The 20306-nt window shown below is 45.3% G+C and carries 12 protein-coding genes and 2 pseudogenes; 9 read left to right on the top strand and 5 right to left on the bottom strand.

Features of this window, described 5'->3' with window-relative positions; all coding sequences use genetic code 11:
* Positions 1-73: 73 nt before the first annotated feature.
* A complete protein-coding gene (gene istA / locus BHK98_RS05915) occupies positions 74-1420 on the top strand; it encodes an IS21 family transposase (RefSeq protein WP_202816874.1) in 1347 nt (448 codons plus the stop codon).
* 449 nt (positions 1421-1869) lie between these two features.
* Here istA and BHK98_RS05910 read toward each other — a convergent pair whose 3' ends face one another.
* Positions 1870-3729, bottom strand: coding sequence for an IS1634 family transposase (locus tag BHK98_RS05910; RefSeq protein WP_075712622.1), 1860 nt, complete (start codon positions 3727-3729; stop codon positions 1870-1872).
* Between the two features lie 378 nt (positions 3730-4107).
* Between BHK98_RS05910 and BHK98_RS05905 the strand changes: the two genes are divergently transcribed.
* From BHK98_RS05905 to BHK98_RS05885, 5 genes and pseudogenes are all read left to right on the top strand, one after another.
* Positions 4108-6858: a Cna B-type domain-containing protein gene (locus BHK98_RS05905; RefSeq protein WP_075712621.1), complete on the top strand. Its 2751-nt coding sequence runs from the start codon at positions 4108-4110 to the stop codon at positions 6856-6858.
* A 1212-nt stretch (positions 6859-8070) separates the two neighbouring features.
* Positions 8071-8595 (top strand): hypothetical protein, encoded by a 525-nt coding sequence (locus BHK98_RS14210; protein WP_465250941.1) that lies wholly within the window; start codon positions 8071-8073, stop codon positions 8593-8595.
* A 206-nt stretch (positions 8596-8801) separates the two neighbouring features.
* Complete coding sequence (locus BHK98_RS05895) at positions 8802-9947, top strand: lysozyme family protein (RefSeq protein ID WP_245796836.1); 1146 nt, start codon at positions 8802-8804, stop codon at positions 9945-9947.
* Positions 9948-10019: 72 nt separating this feature from the next.
* Positions 10020-10247, top strand: a pseudogene (locus BHK98_RS14065) (sigma-70 family RNA polymerase sigma factor); the annotation flags it as partial.
* 194 nt (positions 10248-10441) lie between these two features.
* Complete coding sequence (locus tag BHK98_RS05885; RefSeq protein WP_158024469.1) at positions 10442-11326, top strand: helix-turn-helix transcriptional regulator; 885 nt, start codon at positions 10442-10444, stop codon at positions 11324-11326.
* 428 nt (positions 11327-11754) lie between these two features.
* Here BHK98_RS05885 and BHK98_RS05880 read toward each other — a convergent pair.
* The 4 genes and pseudogenes from BHK98_RS05880 to BHK98_RS05860 all read right to left on the bottom strand — a co-directional run bounded on the left by BHK98_RS05880 (position 11755) and on the right by BHK98_RS05860 (position 17051).
* Positions 11755-12959 (bottom strand): annotated as a pseudogene (locus BHK98_RS05880) (IS256 family transposase).
* A 276-nt stretch (positions 12960-13235) separates the two neighbouring features.
* Entirely contained in the window at positions 13236-15962 is a 2727-nt protein-coding gene (locus tag BHK98_RS05870) for an ATP-dependent DNA helicase (RefSeq protein WP_075712616.1), read from the bottom strand.
* Between the two features lie 61 nt (positions 15963-16023).
* Positions 16024-16791: a hypothetical protein gene (locus BHK98_RS05865; RefSeq protein WP_245796834.1), complete on the bottom strand. Its 768-nt coding sequence runs from the start codon at positions 16789-16791 to the stop codon at positions 16024-16026.
* 56 nt (positions 16792-16847) lie between these two features.
* Positions 16848-17051, bottom strand: coding sequence for a helix-turn-helix domain-containing protein (locus BHK98_RS05860; RefSeq protein WP_075712615.1), 204 nt, complete (start codon positions 17049-17051; stop codon positions 16848-16850).
* 958 nt (positions 17052-18009) lie between these two features.
* Between BHK98_RS05860 and BHK98_RS05855 the strand changes: the two genes are divergently transcribed.
* From BHK98_RS05855 to BHK98_RS05845, 3 genes are all read left to right on the top strand, one after another.
* Positions 18010-18600 (top strand): hypothetical protein, encoded by a 591-nt coding sequence (locus BHK98_RS05855; RefSeq protein WP_075712614.1) that lies wholly within the window; start codon positions 18010-18012, stop codon positions 18598-18600.
* An 8-nt stretch (positions 18601-18608) separates the two neighbouring features.
* Positions 18609-19052, top strand: a complete 444-nt coding sequence (locus tag BHK98_RS05850) for a hypothetical protein (protein ID WP_075712613.1) — start codon at positions 18609-18611, stop codon at positions 19050-19052.
* Positions 19053-19374: 322 nt separating this feature from the next.
* Positions 19375-19794, top strand: a complete 420-nt coding sequence (locus BHK98_RS05845) for an RNA polymerase sigma factor (RefSeq protein ID WP_075712612.1) — start codon at positions 19375-19377, stop codon at positions 19792-19794.
* Positions 19795-20306: the final 512 nt, after the last annotated feature.

The following is a 20306-nucleotide window of genomic DNA, read 5'->3' as shown; positions in this document are numbered from 1 at the left end:
CCGATGTAGAGCGCCACCCTTTAGAATGAATTTACGGCAGAAGCCGAATTCATTTGAAGGGAGGACTACATTAATGTCCAAAGAAAAAAAGATCCTGCAGTGTATTGCTGACGGGAAGTCTCAGCGAGCGATAGCCAAGATACTGAAAGTATCGAGAAATACGGTGTCGTCCGTTGTAGCAGCATCTATACGAAGTGGCAAGCCACTTCCTGAGTTTCTGCAGATGGAAGAGTCGGAAATCGTTAAGCTTCTCTTTCCCGAGAAGGAACTGATCCCAGTTCAAGTCACGCCAGACTTTGAATGGGTACACAAAGAACTTATCAAAGACGGTGTCACTCTTCGTTCGTTGTGGGATGAGTACTGTGATCAGTGCAGAGAGGCCAGGAAGCCTCCGTACATGTATTCTCAGTTCTGTAAACTGTATTCTGACTATGTCGATCAGCATAGACTGACGATGCACATAAGTCATAAGCCCGGCGACAAACTCATGGTGGACTGGGCCGGCACCACGTTCTCGTACTATGACGCTGACGACGACAAAGACCAGAAATGCTGCCTGTTTGTAGCTACGCTTCCGTTCAGCATGTTCTGCTATGCGGAAGCATTTACAAACATGAAACAGGAAGCCTGGATTAATGCCCATGTACACATGTATGCATACTTCGGTGGCAGTACCAGGCTTCTTGTATGTGACAACCTTAAAACAGGTGTCATAAAGAACAAGAAACCTGAGGATACGGTGTTCAACAAGAGTTATGAGGAACTTGCGGATCATTACAACACCGCATTGCTGCCGGCACGTGTTCTGGCTCCAAAGGACAAAGCTGCGGTAGAAGGATCGGTCGGTGCCCTGACCAGACGGCTTGCTTCAAGGTTTCGTAACAGGAGATTCTTCAGTCTCCATGAACTTAACAAAGCGATCCGCAAGGAGCTCGAAGAATTCAACCATAAGCCGTTTCAGAAGAAGGAGGGCTCACGCTTCTCTGTATATGCCGAAGAAGAGCTTCCGTTCATGAAGCCATTGCCGAGGTACAGATACGAGTATGCAACGTGGAAGGTGGCAACGGTTCAGATGAACTACCACATCTCCTTCGACAAGCAGAACTACTCTGTTCCATACGCATACGTCAGGAAGAAAGTGGATGTCCGCAGTACCAATAACGTAGTTGAGATTTACTACCAGGGCATGCGTATCTGCAACCATAAAAGGTTGCACGGACGGTATAGGTCAGTATGCAACGAACGTAGACCATATGCCTCAAAACCACCAACTGTACAGCGAATGGGACAGCGGCAGATTCAAACGCTGGGCGGAAAACATAGGTCCGCATACCAGAGAAGTTGTAGACAGGATGTTTGCAGCATACCGGGTGGAAGAACAGGCTTACAAAGGTTGCCTGTCCCTCCTGAAGCTGGCTGATAAATACTCCTCCGGCCGCCTTGAAAATGCCTGCGCTGTCGCACTGGTGCACATCCCGAATCCCCGGTACAAGAATATTAGATTGATTCTCGAAGCCGGTCAAGACCTCCCTAAAGAGGAAGATTCGAAAGAATCGGAAGACTCTGTGAACCGCTACACCCACCTTCGTGGTGCTTCGTACTTTGGAGGTGGCCATGATGAATAGGGATACCTACGAGAAACTTAGACGGATGCGCTTGCCTGAATAGCAGAGATCACAAGATCGTATGTTCAAGACATGCCCTCCTTGACAAGGGCATGTCTTGACATGGAAAGATCATTCTGTTAAACAATGTTCAAGAGCTGGTCAGAAGGAACTGACCAGCCCACTATACACTTCTCACGGAAGACCTTTATTTACAGAAAAACTTACATACCCCCGTTGTGTTTCAAAAAGTTGTATGGAAATATCACTTTGAAATTTTTCTGATTTTTTTGTTGAGATCCTTTGGCAGGTAGTTTTTCCGATCCAAATCCAGAGGAAGGATCCCGTTGATCGCGGTCAGTGCCCGGGAACCGGTATAGGTCGCCATATAGTACATATCCTGCACGTTGGCAACGTCCATGTTCTTGATGGTCTCAATGATATTGTCTGTGGTGAAGTGCTCCCCGGCATCAACCATCTTCTTCTCCAGCAACCGGTAGATCAGAAGCGATGTGTAGCAGATCATAAAGTGTGCGGTGATGCGCTCCCGGTTATGATGGTAGACCGGGCGACCGGAGAAGCTAGTCTTCATCACACGGAAACAGTCTTCGATCCTATGTCGCCGGGCACTGATCTCTACGATCGTCTTTGCCTCATCATCCAGATTGGTGGCGATGGCATAAAAACCATCATACTTTTCTTCCTCTGCGATGAGTTCCTTGTCGATCGCATAACGGTCAACGGCTTTCTCTCCGGCTTTTCCTCTGGAAGTACGCTTGATAAAGCGCGTCACATCGTGAGGTCCTTTCTTGTAGGTATCAGGGTCAAGGTTCTTCAGAAGGGCTTCCGCTCTTGCAACTTGACGATTGCGAATATATCGCTGATATTCCATCATCTTTCGGGAGAAGGTGATAACCAGTTTCTGCTCCAGCACGCCTTTCACCTTGACCTGCTTCACCTTGCCGTTCTTGTAACGCTTCTCTTCGCACATATCCAGATCGACCAGGTTATCTGCGTTGACGATCTTGTAGGCTTTGTCATCATAAAGGCTGCGGTTTTTCGGTTCTTCGCGGTCAAAAGAGAACATCTTCTCCAGGGATACCGGGCGGTCATTGGACAACAGACGATAGTCACAGTCATTGAAAACCGCCTGCTGCAGCCGCTCGGACAGTTTTTTGATGGACTGGGTGATAACGAAAGCCCTCCCTCCCATGGAGTTGAACTTGCGGATATTGTAGGACCCCAGCCCCGCATCCGCACAGTAGATGAAGGGCTTGCCATCGAACATCTCGGTCAGTTTCTTCTCCAGAGGGATGGCGGTTGTCTGTTCGTTATCTGATCCGGAAGTCAGACACATGGAGAGAGGAATGCCGTCAGAATCCATGAACAGTCCCATCTCTACCAGGGGATTGGGACGATGCTCCTTGCCGAAGCCATACTTGCGGAAACCTTTAATGATCTCTCCGGTTACCGGATTAAGGTAGTCATCATCGGGAGATTCGATCTCGAAGTAGAAGTTGGTGCAGTCATAGTAGCAGACGGAAGTATTTCTCTTCACGATGTCGTTGCTGTGCTCAAACAGATGAACCAGATAGTCATCGTAGTTCTCCTGCATCAGATCCATGGTCCGCAGGATATGCTGATAGTCGAAATCAGGCTGCTCATAGTAACGGTTCAGATGGCGGCAGGTATCCAGCTTGGAGCCGGGATGAAGTATGCGCGCATAGGTCAGGAACCGGTTCACCAGATCCGGATCGAATTCGATCTTCCGATCCCTGAGGACGGACTGAAAGAAGGAACGGATCTGCAGGTCATGATAGATCTGCTGCAGATAGAAGTAACCGATATTGCGCAGGGTAGAGGCAGAAGCGGGATCATCCGTCGCTTTGACTTTTTCATCGAAGTTGATGGACATTTCCATCGTTACCTTCTGTTTTTTCCACTCCTCATTGTATTTGGCGACCTGTTCTTTGGCGTAAGTCAGAGGATCGTCTGTGATCGCCAGAAGCTCCGAATGTTTCCCGATCCGAGCTACGTTTCGGGTCGAGGTCTTCTTGCCGTTGCGAAAGCCCTGCTGGATGAAGTAGGTAGGATCTTTTGATTTTCTGTCATAGTTTAGTTTCATACTTACATTATATCACAAAACATCATAGAATACAACACCATACAACTAAAAATATCAAAAAATTTGACAAAAAATCCGTCGCACGTTGAAATGCAATGGATCTGGAAAACCTACTCTTTATTCAACTGTTGAAAACCCGTTATAAATAAAATGCGAAACAAAATGATGATCATTAGAGGTGAAAATGGGAGAAAAGGTAGACTTTTTGTAATAGTAACGTTAAACTACAATTGTATAGGTGTATTGGCGCTCTCAAGAATGAATGATTATGATTTCTAACAAAAAAACAGATATCGCGTGTGAAACAAAAAGTCTACTTTTTGCAACAGCTCCTGCAATGCTTATAAAAACCAAATAAAATGGAAGGGAACGAGGAATATGAAAAAGAAATGGTTTGGAATATTGCTGTCACTGCTCATGGTGTTTGGCGTATTGTTCCAAGGAACAGGTACGGCTGTGTTTGCGGAAGGAACAGCAAAAAAAGTAGATGCAACCGTTACAAAATTATCAATTCAGAACTTAAGCGGAAGCGACAAGAACCGCGTGTATCATTCCGATACATTCTATCTTGCGATGGATTGGGATGCTAGTTCAAGTGGGGCAAATTTGCATGAGGGAGATTACTTTGATATCACACTGCCTGACAAGATGGTCTTCCCGTCTGACAGTGCAGCAGTTGACTTTAATATCTATGGTAGTGATGGCATTACGGTTATCGCCAAGGCACATGTTAATCCCGGTACTGACAACAAAGGCGGGAATGTGCGTGTCACATTCACAAATTGGGTAGAAGGAAAGGAAAATGTCAAAGGAAACATTCGTCTTTCTGCACGATTTGATAAGAATCAGATTACAATTGGAAAAGAAAATACCTTCAGTATATCTGTCAGTGGTCAAGTTGTTCCAGTAACGGTTACCGTCACTGGACCTACCGATCTTGAACCGGAAATCATTGGTAAGTGGGGGCAATCTGCAAGCGATAAAGCGCATGCGGAGTGGTATGTTCGAATTAATCATCAAAAGGCAACGCTCAGCAATGTTGTGATATCCGATCATCTTTCCGAAGGCGCAGGCTCCGAAACGTATGTGGCTGACAGCTTCAAGCTGATTCGTGTCAAATTTACATCGACAGGTGACATTGACCGGACCTATGAAACGGTCAATTTAGATGGGAAGCTGACTATCGCCGGAGATGGCAAATCGTTCACTTTAAAGTTGGGAGATGTCAATGGCGATCAGTATCGCCTTAGTTATAAAACGACATATACAGCCGGAACAACACTGCATAATAATACGAGTCTGACATCGACCGAACAGAGTAAGACCGCCAGCGCAACGCATATCTCAGCGGATTCAGGCGGCTCAGGCACAGGGACATTAGCCAATAAGATTAAACTCACAAAAGTGGATGCTGATGACAATTCGATCACTTTATCAGGGGCGGTTTTTGAGGTCACAAGACCGGATGGCAGTACGTTTGAGCTGACTACTGGTGATGATGGTACCGTCACTTCCGGTTCGCTTACCTCTGGCATATACAAAATAAAGGAAAAATCTGCCCCTGCTGGATACCAATTAAATGATGATGAATATTCTTTGCAGGTCACTGCTTCTGGCGGTGCACTGCAGACCATCAAGGATGAGCCGACCAAAACTTCAGTGTCTGTCAATAAAAAGTGGGTTGGAACAATGGGTGATGCGGTGACCGTGCATCTGTATGCCGATGGGAAAGATACTGGGAAGATAGTTACACTGAATACCTCGAACAGATGGAAAGACGCTTTCGATAACCTGCGTAAGTACACGACGAGCGGCTCAGAAATCAAATATACGGTCAGGGAGGATGTGCCAACTGGATATGAAGGAAAGGTAACTGGCTCGCAGGAAGACGGTTATACCATTACCAATACCAATATAGAAAAGATTTCCGTTCCAGTCACAAAGACATGGGTGGGGAAGGTTGGTAAAGATGTCACAGTGAAATTGTTTGCAGATAAGAGAGACACTGGGAAAACCGTTATTCTGAATGCAGAAAATCAGTGGAAAGATAACTTTACCGATCTTCCGAAATACGATGGTACAGACGGACATGAAATTGACTATACAATCGAAGAGGTCAAAGTGGATGGCTATAATAGCGTCATCAGTGGGACAGCAGGCACTGGCTTTACGATCACCAATACGATTACCGGAAAGGTATCCATTCCAGTCACAAAAATATGGGTCGGAAAAGCAGGGTCTTCAGCTACGATTCGTTTGTATGCTGATGGTAAGGAGGTCGATTCCGTTACATTGAATCATGCAAATAACTGGCAGCACACTTTCACCAATCTTGAGAAGTATAAAGATGGTAAGGAAATCCGGTATACCGTCAAAGAAGAGCCCGTTGACAATTACAAAACGGAAATCACAGGCGATGCAACTTCCGGATATACTGTAAGGAACACAAATACGGAAAAGGTATCCGTACCGATAACCAAGCAGTGGGTTGGCAAGACAACAAATCAGATAAAAGTAAAACTTCTGGCAGACAACGTCGAGAAGGCTACAGCTACCTTGACAGCGGACGGCAACTGGAAGCATACATTCACAAATCTTCCGAAATATGATGAATCAGATGGACATGAGATTGTTTATACGGTCGCTGAAGTGAAAGTGGATGGGTATGTAACTGGCATTTCTGGCACAGCTAAAGACGGTTTTACCATCACCAATACCATTACCGGCAAGGTATCCATCCCGGTAACCAAGAAGTGGATTGGCGGTGCAGCAGACAGTATTACCGTCAATCTCTATGCGGATGGCAAGAAGGTAGATACACAGAAACTGTCCAAGGAGAATCATTGGCAGTATACATTCAAAGGTCTTGACAGGTATAAGGATGGAAACGAAATCACCTACACGATAAAAGAAGAGAAGGTGTCTGGCTACGCTACAACGATCACTGGCGATGCCAAGAGTGGTTTCATGATTACGAATACCAAGAATACACCAAAGTCGCCGGATACGACATCGAGCAATACGCCAAAGACAGGAGACAATAGTAATCTTCTGCTTTATGTCGGTTTGATGGCCGCTTCTCTGGGAGTGATCCTTTTCCTGGTTCGTAAGAGAAGAAAACAAATATAAGTCCATATAACCAGCAGGCAGGGTAACACCTTTTGCCTGCTGGTTTTCTGTCTTTAGCAGTGAGAAAGGAAGTCAGAATATAAAAGAATTAAATCATTCTCAGAAAGCATTAATTGGAATAGGCTTGGAAAGCATATGTTCAGGATAACTGTTCATGTGCTTTTTGTTTGCCCAGCATGGGCGTTCTCTAACGGGTGAAAGTCCCGAGTGCGCGTAGGCAACGACGAAGCACATAGCCGAACAGCAAGGGTGTCCGCCGTGAGACAGAATCTGAAAGAAGCTGTAAGCAAACCTCTGACCTGACGGACAGGAACCGCATACAAGGCTCGGAAATACGGATAAGGTGGCAAAAGGCACTGAAGTCCAAAAATTGCTGGAAGTACGGGTAAATTCGGCAGGTACATGGAGGGAAAGAGTGCGCACCTTAACTGGGGAGGTCTCACAGGCGGTCTCATTAGCCGTAGTAACAACGAACTGTGAGAAGTCAGCAGAAGCCATAGTAGTGGAGAAGTTCCTGTAATGGGAATGGAGCGAAGGGCTGAACAATCAATCAGTTGAAGTACGTTCCACTTCGTAGCCGGAGCATACGCCTGTCGATAACTTCAAAGGCGGCAAAGAACCTTATCAAACTCGGCGTACCGGTGTGGTCAGCGTGGAAAACTGCATACCTGCATGGATATGCAAAGCCCGCTCATTGCGGAGATGTACACATAGCAATAAGCAACAAGAGATTAGCCGATTTCGGGCTAATCTCCATGTTAGACTACTACGCCACAAGGTGTGTCACTTGTTAAGTTGGTTGAACCGCCGTGTACCGAACGGTACGCACGGTGGTGTGAGAGGTCGGCGGTCTAACGACCGCCTCCTACCCGATTGATAACAAAATCTCCTCCTTTTTGCAACAAACCGCGCGTTGCCAAACGGTGGCGCGGAAAGAGGAAAAAACACTTTTCGCAAACGGATGAAGGCGAAGGTTTGGTACTGGGTACTGATTTGAGACCCGCCGGATATTACATAGTGCATGTTGGAAGATAGGAGTGATCTGCTACGACATTCTGGAGCTGGGAGAACAGCTTCGTGCCATCGGAATGCTGGTGATTCTGTGAACCGGATTACGGAAAAACGGCAGAAAGGAAAGCAGACCTTCGTGTTCATCGACGAGATCTATGTTCTCTTCATGCACGAGTATTCTGCCCAGTTCCTGTACAAGCTGTGGAAGCGGGTCCGGAAATACGGCGCCTACTCACCCAGAACGTGCTGGATCTTCTGCAGTCCCACACCGCCCGTACCATGCTGTCCAACTCCGAGTTCATCGTCATGCTGAATCAGGCAGCCACAAACCGGATCGAGCTGGCCCGCCTGCTGAATATCTCCGATCTTCAGCTTTCATATATCACCAACGTGGATGCCGGACACGGCCTGATCAAGGTTGGATCCTCCATAGTGCCGTTCGAGAACAAATCCCCGAAAAACACGAAGCTGTATAAGCTGATGACCACCAAGCCGGGAGAAAGACTGGAGGAACTGCGGAAACCTGCATCTGCGAAACCTCCTGAGGCGTTAACTGATGAGTTTGACATGCTCTCCAATCAGGAACTCCGCATTCTGGAGATGATCCGTGAAGTGGGAAAGATCCGCTATGCGGTGAGTCAGGCGCAGGATAGCGTCACTGCATCTTCAGTCAGAATCCAAAACTTCGTCCGGTTCCGCAAAAGACAACTTGCAGAAAAAAGCTAATCACCGGTAAGCAGAGAACCATCCGGAATTATGGCAGCCGTGAGCAAAGCATCCGAAACTTCGCCAACAGCCGTCAGCTGGCGAGGGCAAAAGGAGAAGAGAAAGCGATTCGTGACTTCGCCAGGCAGTGAACCGTTGTAGATTCCCGGAAAAGATCCATGCAGAGCGTCCGCATCACAAAGAGAGCCGTCTGGCAGACGGGAAGAATGGCGCAACGAACGGCAAGGATAATGCGGGAGCTGATTCGAAACGCGAAAGCAATGATCGAAGCCATCTCTGCCGGAGGAATCATCTGCCTAGTGATCGTGCTTGTCTGCATCCTGTTTGGGGCTGCGTTTTATTTCTTCGGGGATGAAAGTTCAGCAAACCACACGCTGGTGAACCCGGAGGTAGAAGACTATTTTGCTGTGATTTCCAAATATGCCGGCCAATACGGAATCGGTGAATATACGGAGCTGGTCAAGGCCGTCATGATGCAGGAATCCGGAGGCAGAGGCGCCGATCCCATGCAGGCCTCGGAAAGCGGCTATAACAAGATGTATCCTCACTCTCCAAACAGCATCAAGGACCCGGCATACTCCGTCCAGTGCGGTGTTCAGGCGCTGGCTGCATCCCTGAAAGAAGCAAAATGCAAGAACCCCATGGATATGAAGCGGATCCGCCTCGCACTGCAAGGGTACAACTACGGCAACGGTATAGCCCGGGACGGCGGATACACGGTGAAGAACGCTTCGGATTTCTCGGACATGCAGGCGAAAAAGCACGGCTGGAAATCCTATGGCGATAAGCCGTACCCTGCCCATGTTCTTCGATACTATCCATACGGCAATTACAACTATGGTATCGGCAACGGCAAGATCGTCAGCGTTGCCGCTCAGCAGATTGGAAACAAAGGAGGAAAAAAATTCTGGAGCTGGTACGGTTTCCACAGTCGTGTGGAATGGTGTGCCTGCTTCGTTTCCTGGTACTCCGTCCAGTGCGGGTATATTAAGGCCGGAATCATGCCGAAATCTGCCGGAGTCGGCGGAATGATCAGTTTCTATAAAAACAAGCATCAGTGGCAGACCAGAAGCTACAAGCCGAGTGCCGGTGATGTGATCTTCTTCGACTGGGGAGGCGACGGCAGCCCGGACCACGTGGGATTGGTGGAAAAATGCGATGGCAGAACCGTTTACACCATAGAAGGAAACAGCTCCGACACCTGCAGAAGGCGCAGCTACCCGGTGGGCGGAAGACAAATCTATGGGTATGGAATTCCAAAATATGATTGGGCGATAATATGCCCAATCTACATGGTGCTTGTGAAAAATGCTACAAAATATTGGGTTTGTATGGTATACTATCATTGCTGATCCTGAAAAAGAAGATGCCCTACAAGACGAAATAGTGGAGAAGAATTCTACGATGAGGATTCTTTACGGGATGTAGAGGATGCTGTTTTCAGAGAAGAAATGGATCACATACTGGATGGATTGAAACCACGGGAACAGCAAGTGATTCGTGAGAGATATGGTTTTAGTGACAATAGAGAAAAGACATTAGAGGAAGTGGGAAGCATGCTTGGTGTAACACGAGAAAGGGTTAGACAGATAGAGTCGAAAGCGTTGAAAAAATTGCGAACAAGGCTGAAAGCAAAAAAATTCGTGATGTGAGAACGATAACATCCAATCTAAAATCAGAGAGACCACCGCTCTGCAATCGATAAAGTTGTTTCCGTATTTTGTATTTTTTACAGAAAAATAGGAATGCTATGACTCAACTACGCAACAAACAACGCCTAATTCGGCTTTTTAAATATTTATACCGTGAAACGGATGAAGAACATCCGGTTACTACCAACGAGTTGGTGGAGATTTTTACGGAGGCCAGCGCCAATGCTGCCCGGAAGACGGTGAAGGACGACATTGATGTGCTTGTAGCGGAAGGCTATGACATCGTAACCATCAAGAGTTACTACAATGCTTTTTTCATGGCCAGCCGTGAATTCGAGCTTCCAGAGCTGAAGCTGCTCATCGATGCAGTTTCTTCCTCTCGTTTCATTTCCAAGGCGAAGTGCGATCAGCTGATCTGGAAGCTCAGTCACCTGACCAGCAAGTATGAGGCCGAGAAACTGGTACGCCATCTATACACTGCCGGCAGAATGGACTCCGAGAACGGTAACGTTTATTACGACGTGGATCTCCTGACGGATGCCATTAACAGTGATCAGAAAGTGACTTTTCAGTATCTGGACTACACCATTGACAAACATCGGATTCTGAAACACGACGGCGAAATCTATGTGGTAAGCCCCTACGCCCTTCTCTGGGATGACAACCATTATTACATGGTAGGCTATCTGGACAAGAGAGCCGAGGTGAATGTTTTCCGGGTGGACCGGATCACGAATCTGAATCGTAGCAGCGAACCGGCTGTGATCCAGCCGAAGGACTTCGATCTGGATAATTTTGCGAAAAAAGTGTTCAAGATGTATCCGGGAGATCAGCAGGAAGTAGTGCTGGAGTGTGCGGCAGAGACCATGAAATCCGTCATTGATCACTTTGGCGAGGATGTGGAGACATGGAGGATCTCACAGACCCACTTCCGGCTTCGGACCATGGTGAGCATCAGCCCGACGTTTTACGGCTGGCTGTTCCAGTTTTCCGGAAAGATGCGGCCGCTGTCACCAGAACCGGTGGTAGATGAATACCGCAAAATGCTGGAAACCGCTTTGAATCATTTGTCACTGTAATCTGGGTAATACTTCGCCGAGATATCGAATTCAAAAGAAAACAGTACATATGAAATACAAACTGATGGTTAACAAATCCATCCTTTTTTGGTAATATCCAAGTGTGATCAGTCGAAAGGGACCATCAGAAGCAGCTTATTGCCTCGTTAGGATGGTCCCTTCGCAATTTTTGGCAACTTTCTGTTGTGTTTAATATTAATTCATCTTCATACAACATCGGTCTATAAATCGACTGATGTTCTTTTTATAAACGAACATATGTTTACTTTTTGCCGGACCGGCCATATAATATTGATATCAGCTGATGCAGAACAAATACCCTCAAAATGATCCTGATAAATGCCGGGATCAGTATGAGCTTTGTTGCCGGTGAAGATAGTGTCAAGATTTTTTCGCAAATTCAATTTCAGCCATCGGATTCCTGGTAGTTAGCCGGCAGACGCCTCAGCCGTTTCAGTATTGTTCATAAGTTCCATCTGGAACAGATGATCCATGTTGAGATACCGATTGGTTCCCCAATCCGAAGCCGCTACATAACGAAGTCTGGCGCAAACCAGCATCAGAGCACTTTGCCCGTCTGGAAACGCCCCGATTGCCTTGGTACGCCGCTTGATTTCCCGGTTGACTCGCTCGGTTACATTGTTCGTCCGAATACGGGTCCAATGTTCTGTAGGAAAGTCCATGTAGGTCAGCGTTTCATCTACACCGTCCTCAACTTTCTTTGCGGCTGCAGAGAGCTTCATTTCGCGAAGTTTCGCAACAATGGCGGCTGCCTTTTCGCGTGATGCCTCCTTGTTCTCCTGCGCGTGGATGGCTTTCAGCATTAAGGATACTTCCCGCATCCTGCCTCGAGGGACTACGCTGAAGACATTCCGATAGAAATGTACTGTGCAGCGCTGATATTTCGCTTCCGGAAATACATCGGCAATGGATTCCAGCATACCAAGGCACTTATCACCAACGATTAGTCTGACTCCTGTAAGGCCCCGCTCTTTAAGCCAAATAAAGAAGTTATGCCAGCTTTCAAAATCTTCCTTCATGCCTTCTGCAGCGCCGATAATCTCGCGATAGCCGTCTGTAGATACGCCGATAGCAACAAGGACGGACACGTTCTGCACTTCGCCGCCCCAGCTGCGTTTCAGGTAAATACCGTCAACATAAACGTATGCGTATTCACCGGTTAATTTTCGGCTGCGCCAGGTTTCGATATGTTCGTAAGCCTTCTGATTGAGATTACTGATCGTTCCTGGAGATACCTTAGTCCCCCAAAGAGCTTCTGTGATATCCTCTACGCGACGAACGGATACCCCGGCCAGACACATTTCGATCAGGGCTTCTTCGACGGAGCATTCCCGGCGTTTATAGCGTTCGATGATGGCTGTCTCAAACTGGATACCTTTCAATTAGGGACCTTTAATTTCACGTCTCCCGCAGTTGTGGTGAAGTTTCTCTCATAATGACCTGAGCGGTAGCCGTTACGATTCTCTGTACGTTCATACTTTGAAGCGTTGACAAGTTCATCCGCTTCATGATCGAGCAGGGCATTCAGCGTTTCTTCAACACTGCTGCGGACAAGATCCTTAAGATCATGCTTTATCAGGTCTTCATTTAACTGTATAATGTTATCAGACATAGCTATTGCCTCCTTGGTGGATTTTGTGTGGTAACTTAATTTTACCGATGGCAATAGACTATGTCTATTTTTATTCAATTGAATTTGCGAAACTTATTATACGTTATCCCGGCAGGAACCATTACAACAGTATTGATGGCAATGCTGCTGTCATCTGTCCGGTATGTGTATGGATGCTTTCCATGAAGGAAACAGACATCCACGTATATATATTTCTTGCTGAATAGTCCCATGTATCATCACCACTATATGTATCATCTTTTTCAAAAAACGCCTTTATACCTTCTTCATTTTTATCTGTGCCTGAGCTGAAAAAATGGAAGCGTCATGCTTTACATTTCCGATCGTAAAGCTGCTTAACACTTTTTGCTGACTCTCCGGGCTCCAATAGATTTTTAGATGCTTTTTAGAACGAGTAATTGCCGTGTAGAAGATGTTGTGAGTAATCTTTTCATCGACGTCTCGTGTAATCACCACTTTTACTGAGTTGTATTCCAAGCCCTGTGCTTTGTGTATTGAAACAGCATATGCAATCTGAAACGGAATATCCGTATCATCTGCATAATCTTTGTCGTCGTCAGCATCTTTTTTCTTTGAAACATAAAACCGAACAACAGATTTCCCTTTCCTAATTGGCTTCAGTAGCTCTAATCCGTTATTCCGCACATCCAATGCTGTTAGGCGCTTATCAACTTCTATGGTGAACCATATATAATCATTCTCTTTATCCAGTTCTATATCAATGATTGTTCCTTTTAGATTGTTATATAATACCGGCGCAAAACGCTTGGACTCATTAAACAGTATCGGATCACCGACCTTAAATGTCCAAACGCCCCACCGAAAAGGAGGATTACTGTTGTTTTCTTGAAGGAATCGATTTACATTGTTAATTCCATATAATCCATCATAATTCAAACAAAGGATTATCTCGTCCTCAGACTTTTTGTCAAATACAGAGTCATTTAGATTTACAGCATACTGATGATTCACTATATACTCTGTTAAGTCATCGTCCATATTTCTGACTTTTCTCCACAATTCAAGGAGTTTTGCATCGTCAGTCCGATACGGTTTCTCCAGTTCGTGCCAAGCATGCTTTGGCAAAAAGTATTTCGCCAGCGAGAACCAGTTTCCAAATACGATTGACTCTATCTGATATGTATCTCCAACAAGAATCAAAAGCTCACAATTGACCTTTTCAAGAAGCGCAGACATATCGCCAGTACTTACCATGCTGCACTCATCAATTACCAGTATGTCGTAGTCAGTATTAATGTACTTGGACATAAGGTATTTTCGTATAGTCATAAATTCACAGTTTTGTGCGTTCACTTTCCTTCGCAGATTATCCACTGCCGGATTTGTATTGGCAAGGAACAGCTTAGATTGATCTTCAAAGAACTGTGCAACATGATTTATAATATATGTCTTTCCAGTGCCTGCAGCACCATACACAAGAGAAACATGAGTATCCTTAAACATTTTTCCGAGGATCTCTTTCTTCTCTTCACTATCAACATCCGCCTCAAACATTAGCCAGAATTCTATAGCATCGGAATAGCCCTGAACCCCTTCTTGGGACATTTCTTGAAGCTTTTCGATAATAAGTTTTGTATGGTCATACGATTCCTTAATATATAGGCTTTGTCCGAACTTCTCAATTCTACGGCCTGGGTGCCCGCTATATAGTGCCGCATTGAATTTGTTAATCTTTCCATCGATGTCATCTGTATACTCTTCCAATTCTTTCAGCGGGGTATAGAGTCGGGAATTGATGCTCATATTCGTATGAATATATCGTGCCATTATTTCATGTTCGCGGCCCTCGGGACTTATACTTCCAAAAAGATCGCGATCACCAGGATTATGCTGAATCAAGGAAGATGCAAAAGGCATCGTGTCAAAAGGTATGCAGCCCCATTTAAGATACAAATCTGAAAGTTTCCAGACGCTTTCATCGTACCTCTGATTCTTGATTATTTTATTGTTTAGAGTATGTAGCAGATACCGCAGAACATTCGATCCAGGCGCACCTTTTAAAATCAAATCACGGCTTTTATCTAAAACCGGTTCAAACTGATGAGCCATACTGCGTCCAAACATTTGATGTTTGATCCACTTATATTCTTTTGGGGACGCAGTTGCAACGTCAAGAAGGCTGGCTCCTGATCTACTAAGATAGGACATCATCCCTGTATACTCGGAATGGGTAGCCGTCATCTTAATATTGATCCCCAAAATGCTTGCATAGTTGTTTAATTCACACGGTCTAACGGAAACAGCATAGTCTGTTAGTATGCTGATCGGCATTTTTCTTCCATTGATATCAATCTTGTCGTAATGAATATCTGCCTTTATTGAGTAATAAGAAGGAACCACTCCGACAGAATAGCAAACGAATCTATCAAATTTGCTAGTAGTATCATATGCAGGTGTCAATGTTATCTCATAGTAGACTCGCCCATCCACAATAAACGGTACAATCTTGTGGACATACATCCTCGGTTCGTGGTTAAAATTACGGATACCATAGTCCAGATTGAGCTTTTCCGCTATTTTTCGGTGATATTCCCTTACAGAATTATCTGTATCGACAGGAAACTTTTCTATGTTCTGGAGGATATCTGTCTGGTATTCCCTTTTCACAAACTCTCTTGTCTGTAAATAGTATTGATAATACTTCAGCACCAGCCGTTCCGCACCTTCGCTGTCAGGTGTATAGTGAGATTTTGACTCTTGCAAAAAAGAATGAAAGCTTCGCAAAAACAAATACTTATTATCCCGTTTTAGAAATTCCATCGCCGCGGGAATAGTGTTCCAGTCAGCATCGATATCCGCACCTTGGGCATAAATCTTCACCGCAATGTGTTCTACAAGATTTCTTGATTGACTCAAAAGATTCTGCGCCACCAAGCCCCTCGTTACAGTGCTGAAATCGATTAAATCAATATTCTTGCATATCGCTTCATTTATGTTCGCAATTTTATTATCAATAATCATTCAGCCAAAGCCTCCATCAAGGCGTAGTTATATACAGTCACCACGCCTATTACCAATCCCTCTATTTATTATTCTTTTTTCCATATGGTGCCTGCGGTTCCGCTACCATCATCAAATCATTCTGAGATTTGAAATCATACTGAACTGCTTTCTTGTCTTGAATCTTTGATGCAGGCATTATATATTCTTTGCCTTCCGGATTGTAGGTCAAGTTAAACACCAAATCAGACAGCCATTTCTTGAAGGACGGATTGTCTTGGAATTGTTTGAATAGCTCCATATTATCCGCCATTATTGAGAATATGACCTGCTGCAACGCACGTTCACTTTCGGTACGCGCTTCCTGTGCATCGGAATTCTTCATAGCATTCTGATACTTCTTATCCTTTGAAACCATCTCCGGAATCGCAAGAATCTGGCGCTGCACATTATCCGCATCGTTCCAATTTATATTTCCGAACATATCATTGAAATCCATAATAATCTTGGAAAGCAGATCCATCTCCGGCTCAACGATATGGCCGACCTTGCCTGCGGGCACCGGCGCTATTTCTGCATCGGCATCTTCCAACTTGATTGCAATAGCTTCCTGAGCTTCGTTACGATAGCTGCTCAGATCAATGGTCTGAAGAATTCCTTCTGAAAGATCATCGCCTCGCGGAGACGGGAGCTTTGGTATCAGTAAGTTCAAGAAAATCGACAGCTTCTCCCAGTCAACATTTCCGTAAGGAAGAATTGCACCAAGAAAGCCGTATGTACGCACAAAGGACTTAGCAGCGCTCTTAAACTTAATCTGATCATCCAGATCAAGGATTAGTGGTAGCCCCATATCTTCATGTATCTATACTTTTACTGTAGCCAATGAGCTGTACCAAAAAACGCACTTCAATCTCTTCTTACGCTGACAATATCTCCAATATCGCAGTTGAGATAATCACATATGCGAACGAGGATCGTCAAAGCCACAGGTTCTTCACGTGACATTTTCGTAATCGTGCTGGTGCTAATTTTTGTTTTCTTCGCCAGTTCAGTCTTGTTCAAGCGTTTATCAATTAGCAGTTTCCAAAGATTATCATAAGAAATGATCATGGTATTATCCTCATCTTTACTTAACAAATTATGCTACAGTATGACATGATGGATTATACCAAATAACAAGCGAGGTTTCAATATGAATTGCCGACTTCTCGCTATTCTTTCGTGTAAATTCATGGCAAAATTCGTTTTTCGTTTTTCTTTCGTCACAATTTTTCGGGGCAAACATTCTGTGCGAGCAGTGTCTGGGTATATACCCAGACCTTTTCCGCTCGTTGGGGAAGCGCCCCAAGCCCCTTAAACATCACCGGAAGTTTCCGTCGATGAGCTGAGCGACTATCGTTCGCTATCAGAGATGGCTGTTCCAGTTTTCCGGAAAGATGCGGCCGCTGTCACCAGAGCCGGTAGTGGATGAATACCGCAAAATGCTGGAAACCGCTTTGAATCATTTATCACTGTAATCCAGGTAATACTTCGCCGAGATATCGAATTCAAAAGAAAACAGTACATATGAAATACAAACTGATGGTTAACAAATCCATCCTTTTTGGTAATATCCAAGTGTGATCAGTCAAAAGGGACCATCAGAAGCAGCTTACTGCCTCATTATGATGGTCCCTTCGCAATTTTTGGCAACTTTCCGTTGTGTTTAATATTAATTCATCTTCATGCAACACCGGTCCTAAAATCGACCGATGTTCTTTTTATAAACGAACATATGTTTACTTTTTGCCGGACCGGCCATATAATATTGATATCAGCTGATGCAGAACAATTACCCCCAAGTGATCCGGCAGAATGCCGTGATCAGTGTAAGCTTTGTTGCTGGTGAAGGCAGCACTTTCTTTGTTACAAAATCAGAAATGCTGCAGACTTAGTACATTACCGGAGTGCCGGAGTTCTTCAGCGATTCGTTTCCCTATCGCTTAAGCAGCAGCCGGGGATGCACACGCCGGGATCATGAGTTCCACCGGCACACAGAGTGTAAAAGAACGAATTGAAGGGAGACGAGATGGGTAACAACAGAAACGGCTCCAGACAGAGAATAGCTACAATATGTTCGAGCCGGGAAATCAGTGAAACTGAAGTTTACGACAGAGCAAAGAAGCTCCTGGAGAGCTACCGTGATGTGTGCTGGGAGACAAGTGAATATGCGAATCTAGTCAGAGAAGATCTTGCATGTGAATACGGATATGCCAGCAGTGATCTTGACACTGCCCTGCTGTATCTGGAAAACTTCGCTCCAGATGAACAGAAGGAGAAATTTGCCGCAAAGATACGGGCGCTGTTCAGTGTCAAATGGATGGTTGAGATTGTAGATTCTGCGATCATCAAAGTCAGAGAGTTTCCGCTGAACGGTGAGCTGTATGCTCATATTCTGTCCATGTATTATCTGGGCAAGTTCCAGTACACCGAAGCGGAGATGATGGAAGAGCTGAATCTTGAAAGAAGTTCCTATTACCGTCGTAAGAAGGAAGCGGTTATTGTTTTCGGACTGGCAATCTGGGGAGGAAGTATCGATGATTTACGGCAGATAATGCTGGGAAACAAGCCACAGCAAATGACGTTTGAGGAAATGGCCCGGAGTTATCAGAAAGTATGAGGAGAGAAATGTCAATCAAACTGAAAGAATTATGGCCGCCACGGGACGGAATGCAGAAGATTCCCGTATACAAGGAGGGAGGAATCGCAGTATTTGGTGAGCGTACGATATTCCAGTCACCGGTAATACTTAGAAAAGGATTGCTGGAGTGCCTGCTCTGGAGCGATCCGAAGAATCGTGGTGATGAAGATGTTGAATTGATCTCAATTATACGGATGAGTCCGGGGCTTGATCTTGAAATACGGAAGAATGACGAAGGAATCCGTGGAGTAAAGTTCTATAAGCCCAATGGCGATCTTCTGGAGTTTGCTCCGTTTTCGGAGGATGGAAAAGGTCTGGAATGTAATAACGCCTATGATCACATTACCATCGATCCTGCAAACAACGACCGGGAGGCCCAGCTGGTAAGAGTCGGATGGAACCTCATTGATACTTCACTGAAACCCCAATGACACATGAAACCGACCTCAATGGAACACGTCCGGTACTGACCTGAGACCCGCAGGAGGTTACACTGTATATGCTGGGAGATAGCAGCATATGAAAAATGAATAGTTAACGAAGCCTCATATCCAAATGGATGTGGGGCTCTTTTTATGCCTGTCTTTCAGACAATTGGCTCCGGCCAGGAGAAATTCTCCCGGCCTTTTTGTTTGCCCGAAAGGAGAAAGACAGTGCGGATGCGGAGACAGGCCCTGCGATTCATCAGAGGTCCGTAACCTTCTGATTTCGAAAAAAGCAGATTTACATCTTTTCGAAAGTCAGGAGGAAGAAATGAAAACAATCAGATATGAGTTCATCACTGAAGAAATTGTTGAGATCGAGATCAGCGATGAATGGGGAGAAAAACTGAAGTCAGTAAAACGGGAGCAGTGGAAACTGGACAAACGTGAGGAACGTCACAGTGTCAATTTTGCCGATCTGGACGGAAAGGAAGAATACTTTGCAGATTCAGAAGGTGATCCCTTTGCAATGATCGAAGAAGAACGGTACAGAGATTACAAAGCCGATCACGAAAGAAGAATTGTAAAAGCATTTTCCGAACTCAGCGGAAGTCAGCGGGAGCTGCTGAAAGCTCTCTATGAGGATGGAATGACAGAGACGGAATATGCGTCAAAACTTGGAATATCTCAGGCCGCTGTTGCGCGTCGCCTGAATCGTATCAAACGAAAGCTGGAAAAGTTATTGAAGTAGTCAAAATGACGAATTCTTTGCCCTGGTTGAGTAGAATCAACCAGGGTAGCGGCAATTCATTACACAGCACTTTGCAAATAACTGCAAGGTGCTTTTTTTGTCCTAAAATGCTTCGGATTGGGAAAAACAGAAAAAATTTCGATTCAGACCGTTATAATTCCTCCCATTTTTGTCTATAGGGTGAGAGGCAAAATCGGGCAGGACTTTCGTAAAGAAATCATGACAGCCGGTGACCGCTCAAGATAACAAACTGCACTTTGAAAACGGAATACACATTCATCAGGTACTTTCTCTCTGGTATATCGGGTAACTCCGTGAGCATGCGAAGTAATGCGCCATGACCCATCAGGCGAGCGATAATGTCTTACTTCAAAAGACAGCAAGGCGGCTGTCATTGTGCGATGACCGCCGGGGAGGACAATGATACTTCAATTTAGTCACAGCCCTGCAGGGATGCGGGATCACGCAATGAGAATTGCTTCGGGGGACCGGAGGGGTTAGAGACCCATGAG

It is taken from the genome of Hornefia porci, from assembly GCF_001940235.1.
GTDB lineage: Bacteria > Bacillota > Clostridia > Peptostreptococcales > Anaerovoracaceae > Aminicella > Aminicella porci.
The sequence above is the reverse complement of the archived record's forward strand: the minus strand, read 5'-3'. Positions and strand labels throughout refer to the sequence as shown.

What these genes read in the sequence shown, in the direction of transcription:
- BHK98_RS05860 (WP_075712615.1), bottom strand. Translation starts at nt 17,051, where the DNA reads ATGATCATTTCTTATGATAATCTTTGGAAACTGCTAATTGATAAACGC.
- istA (WP_202816874.1), top strand. Translation starts at nt 74, where the DNA reads ATGTCCAAAGAAAAAAAGATCCTGCAGTGTATTGCTGACGGGAAGTCT.
- BHK98_RS05895 (WP_245796836.1), top strand. Translation starts at nt 8,802, where the DNA reads ATGGCGCAACGAACGGCAAGGATAATGCGGGAGCTGATTCGAAACGCG.
- BHK98_RS05850 (WP_075712613.1), top strand. Translation starts at nt 18,609, where the DNA reads ATGTCAATCAAACTGAAAGAATTATGGCCGCCACGGGACGGAATGCAG.
- BHK98_RS05910 (WP_075712622.1), bottom strand. Translation starts at nt 3,729, where the DNA reads ATGAAACTAAACTATGACAGAAAATCAAAAGATCCTACCTACTTCATC.
- BHK98_RS05905 (WP_075712621.1), top strand. Translation starts at nt 4,108, where the DNA reads ATGAAAAAGAAATGGTTTGGAATATTGCTGTCACTGCTCATGGTGTTT.
- BHK98_RS05855 (WP_075712614.1), top strand. Translation starts at nt 18,010, where the DNA reads ATGGGTAACAACAGAAACGGCTCCAGACAGAGAATAGCTACAATATGT.
- BHK98_RS05865 (WP_245796834.1), bottom strand. Translation starts at nt 16,791, where the DNA reads ATGGGGCTACCACTAATCCTTGATCTGGATGATCAGATTAAGTTTAAG.
- BHK98_RS05870 (WP_075712616.1), bottom strand. Translation starts at nt 15,962, where the DNA reads ATGATTATTGATAATAAAATTGCGAACATAAATGAAGCGATATGCAAG.
- BHK98_RS05845 (WP_075712612.1), top strand. Translation starts at nt 19,375, where the DNA reads ATGAAAACAATCAGATATGAGTTCATCACTGAAGAAATTGTTGAGATC.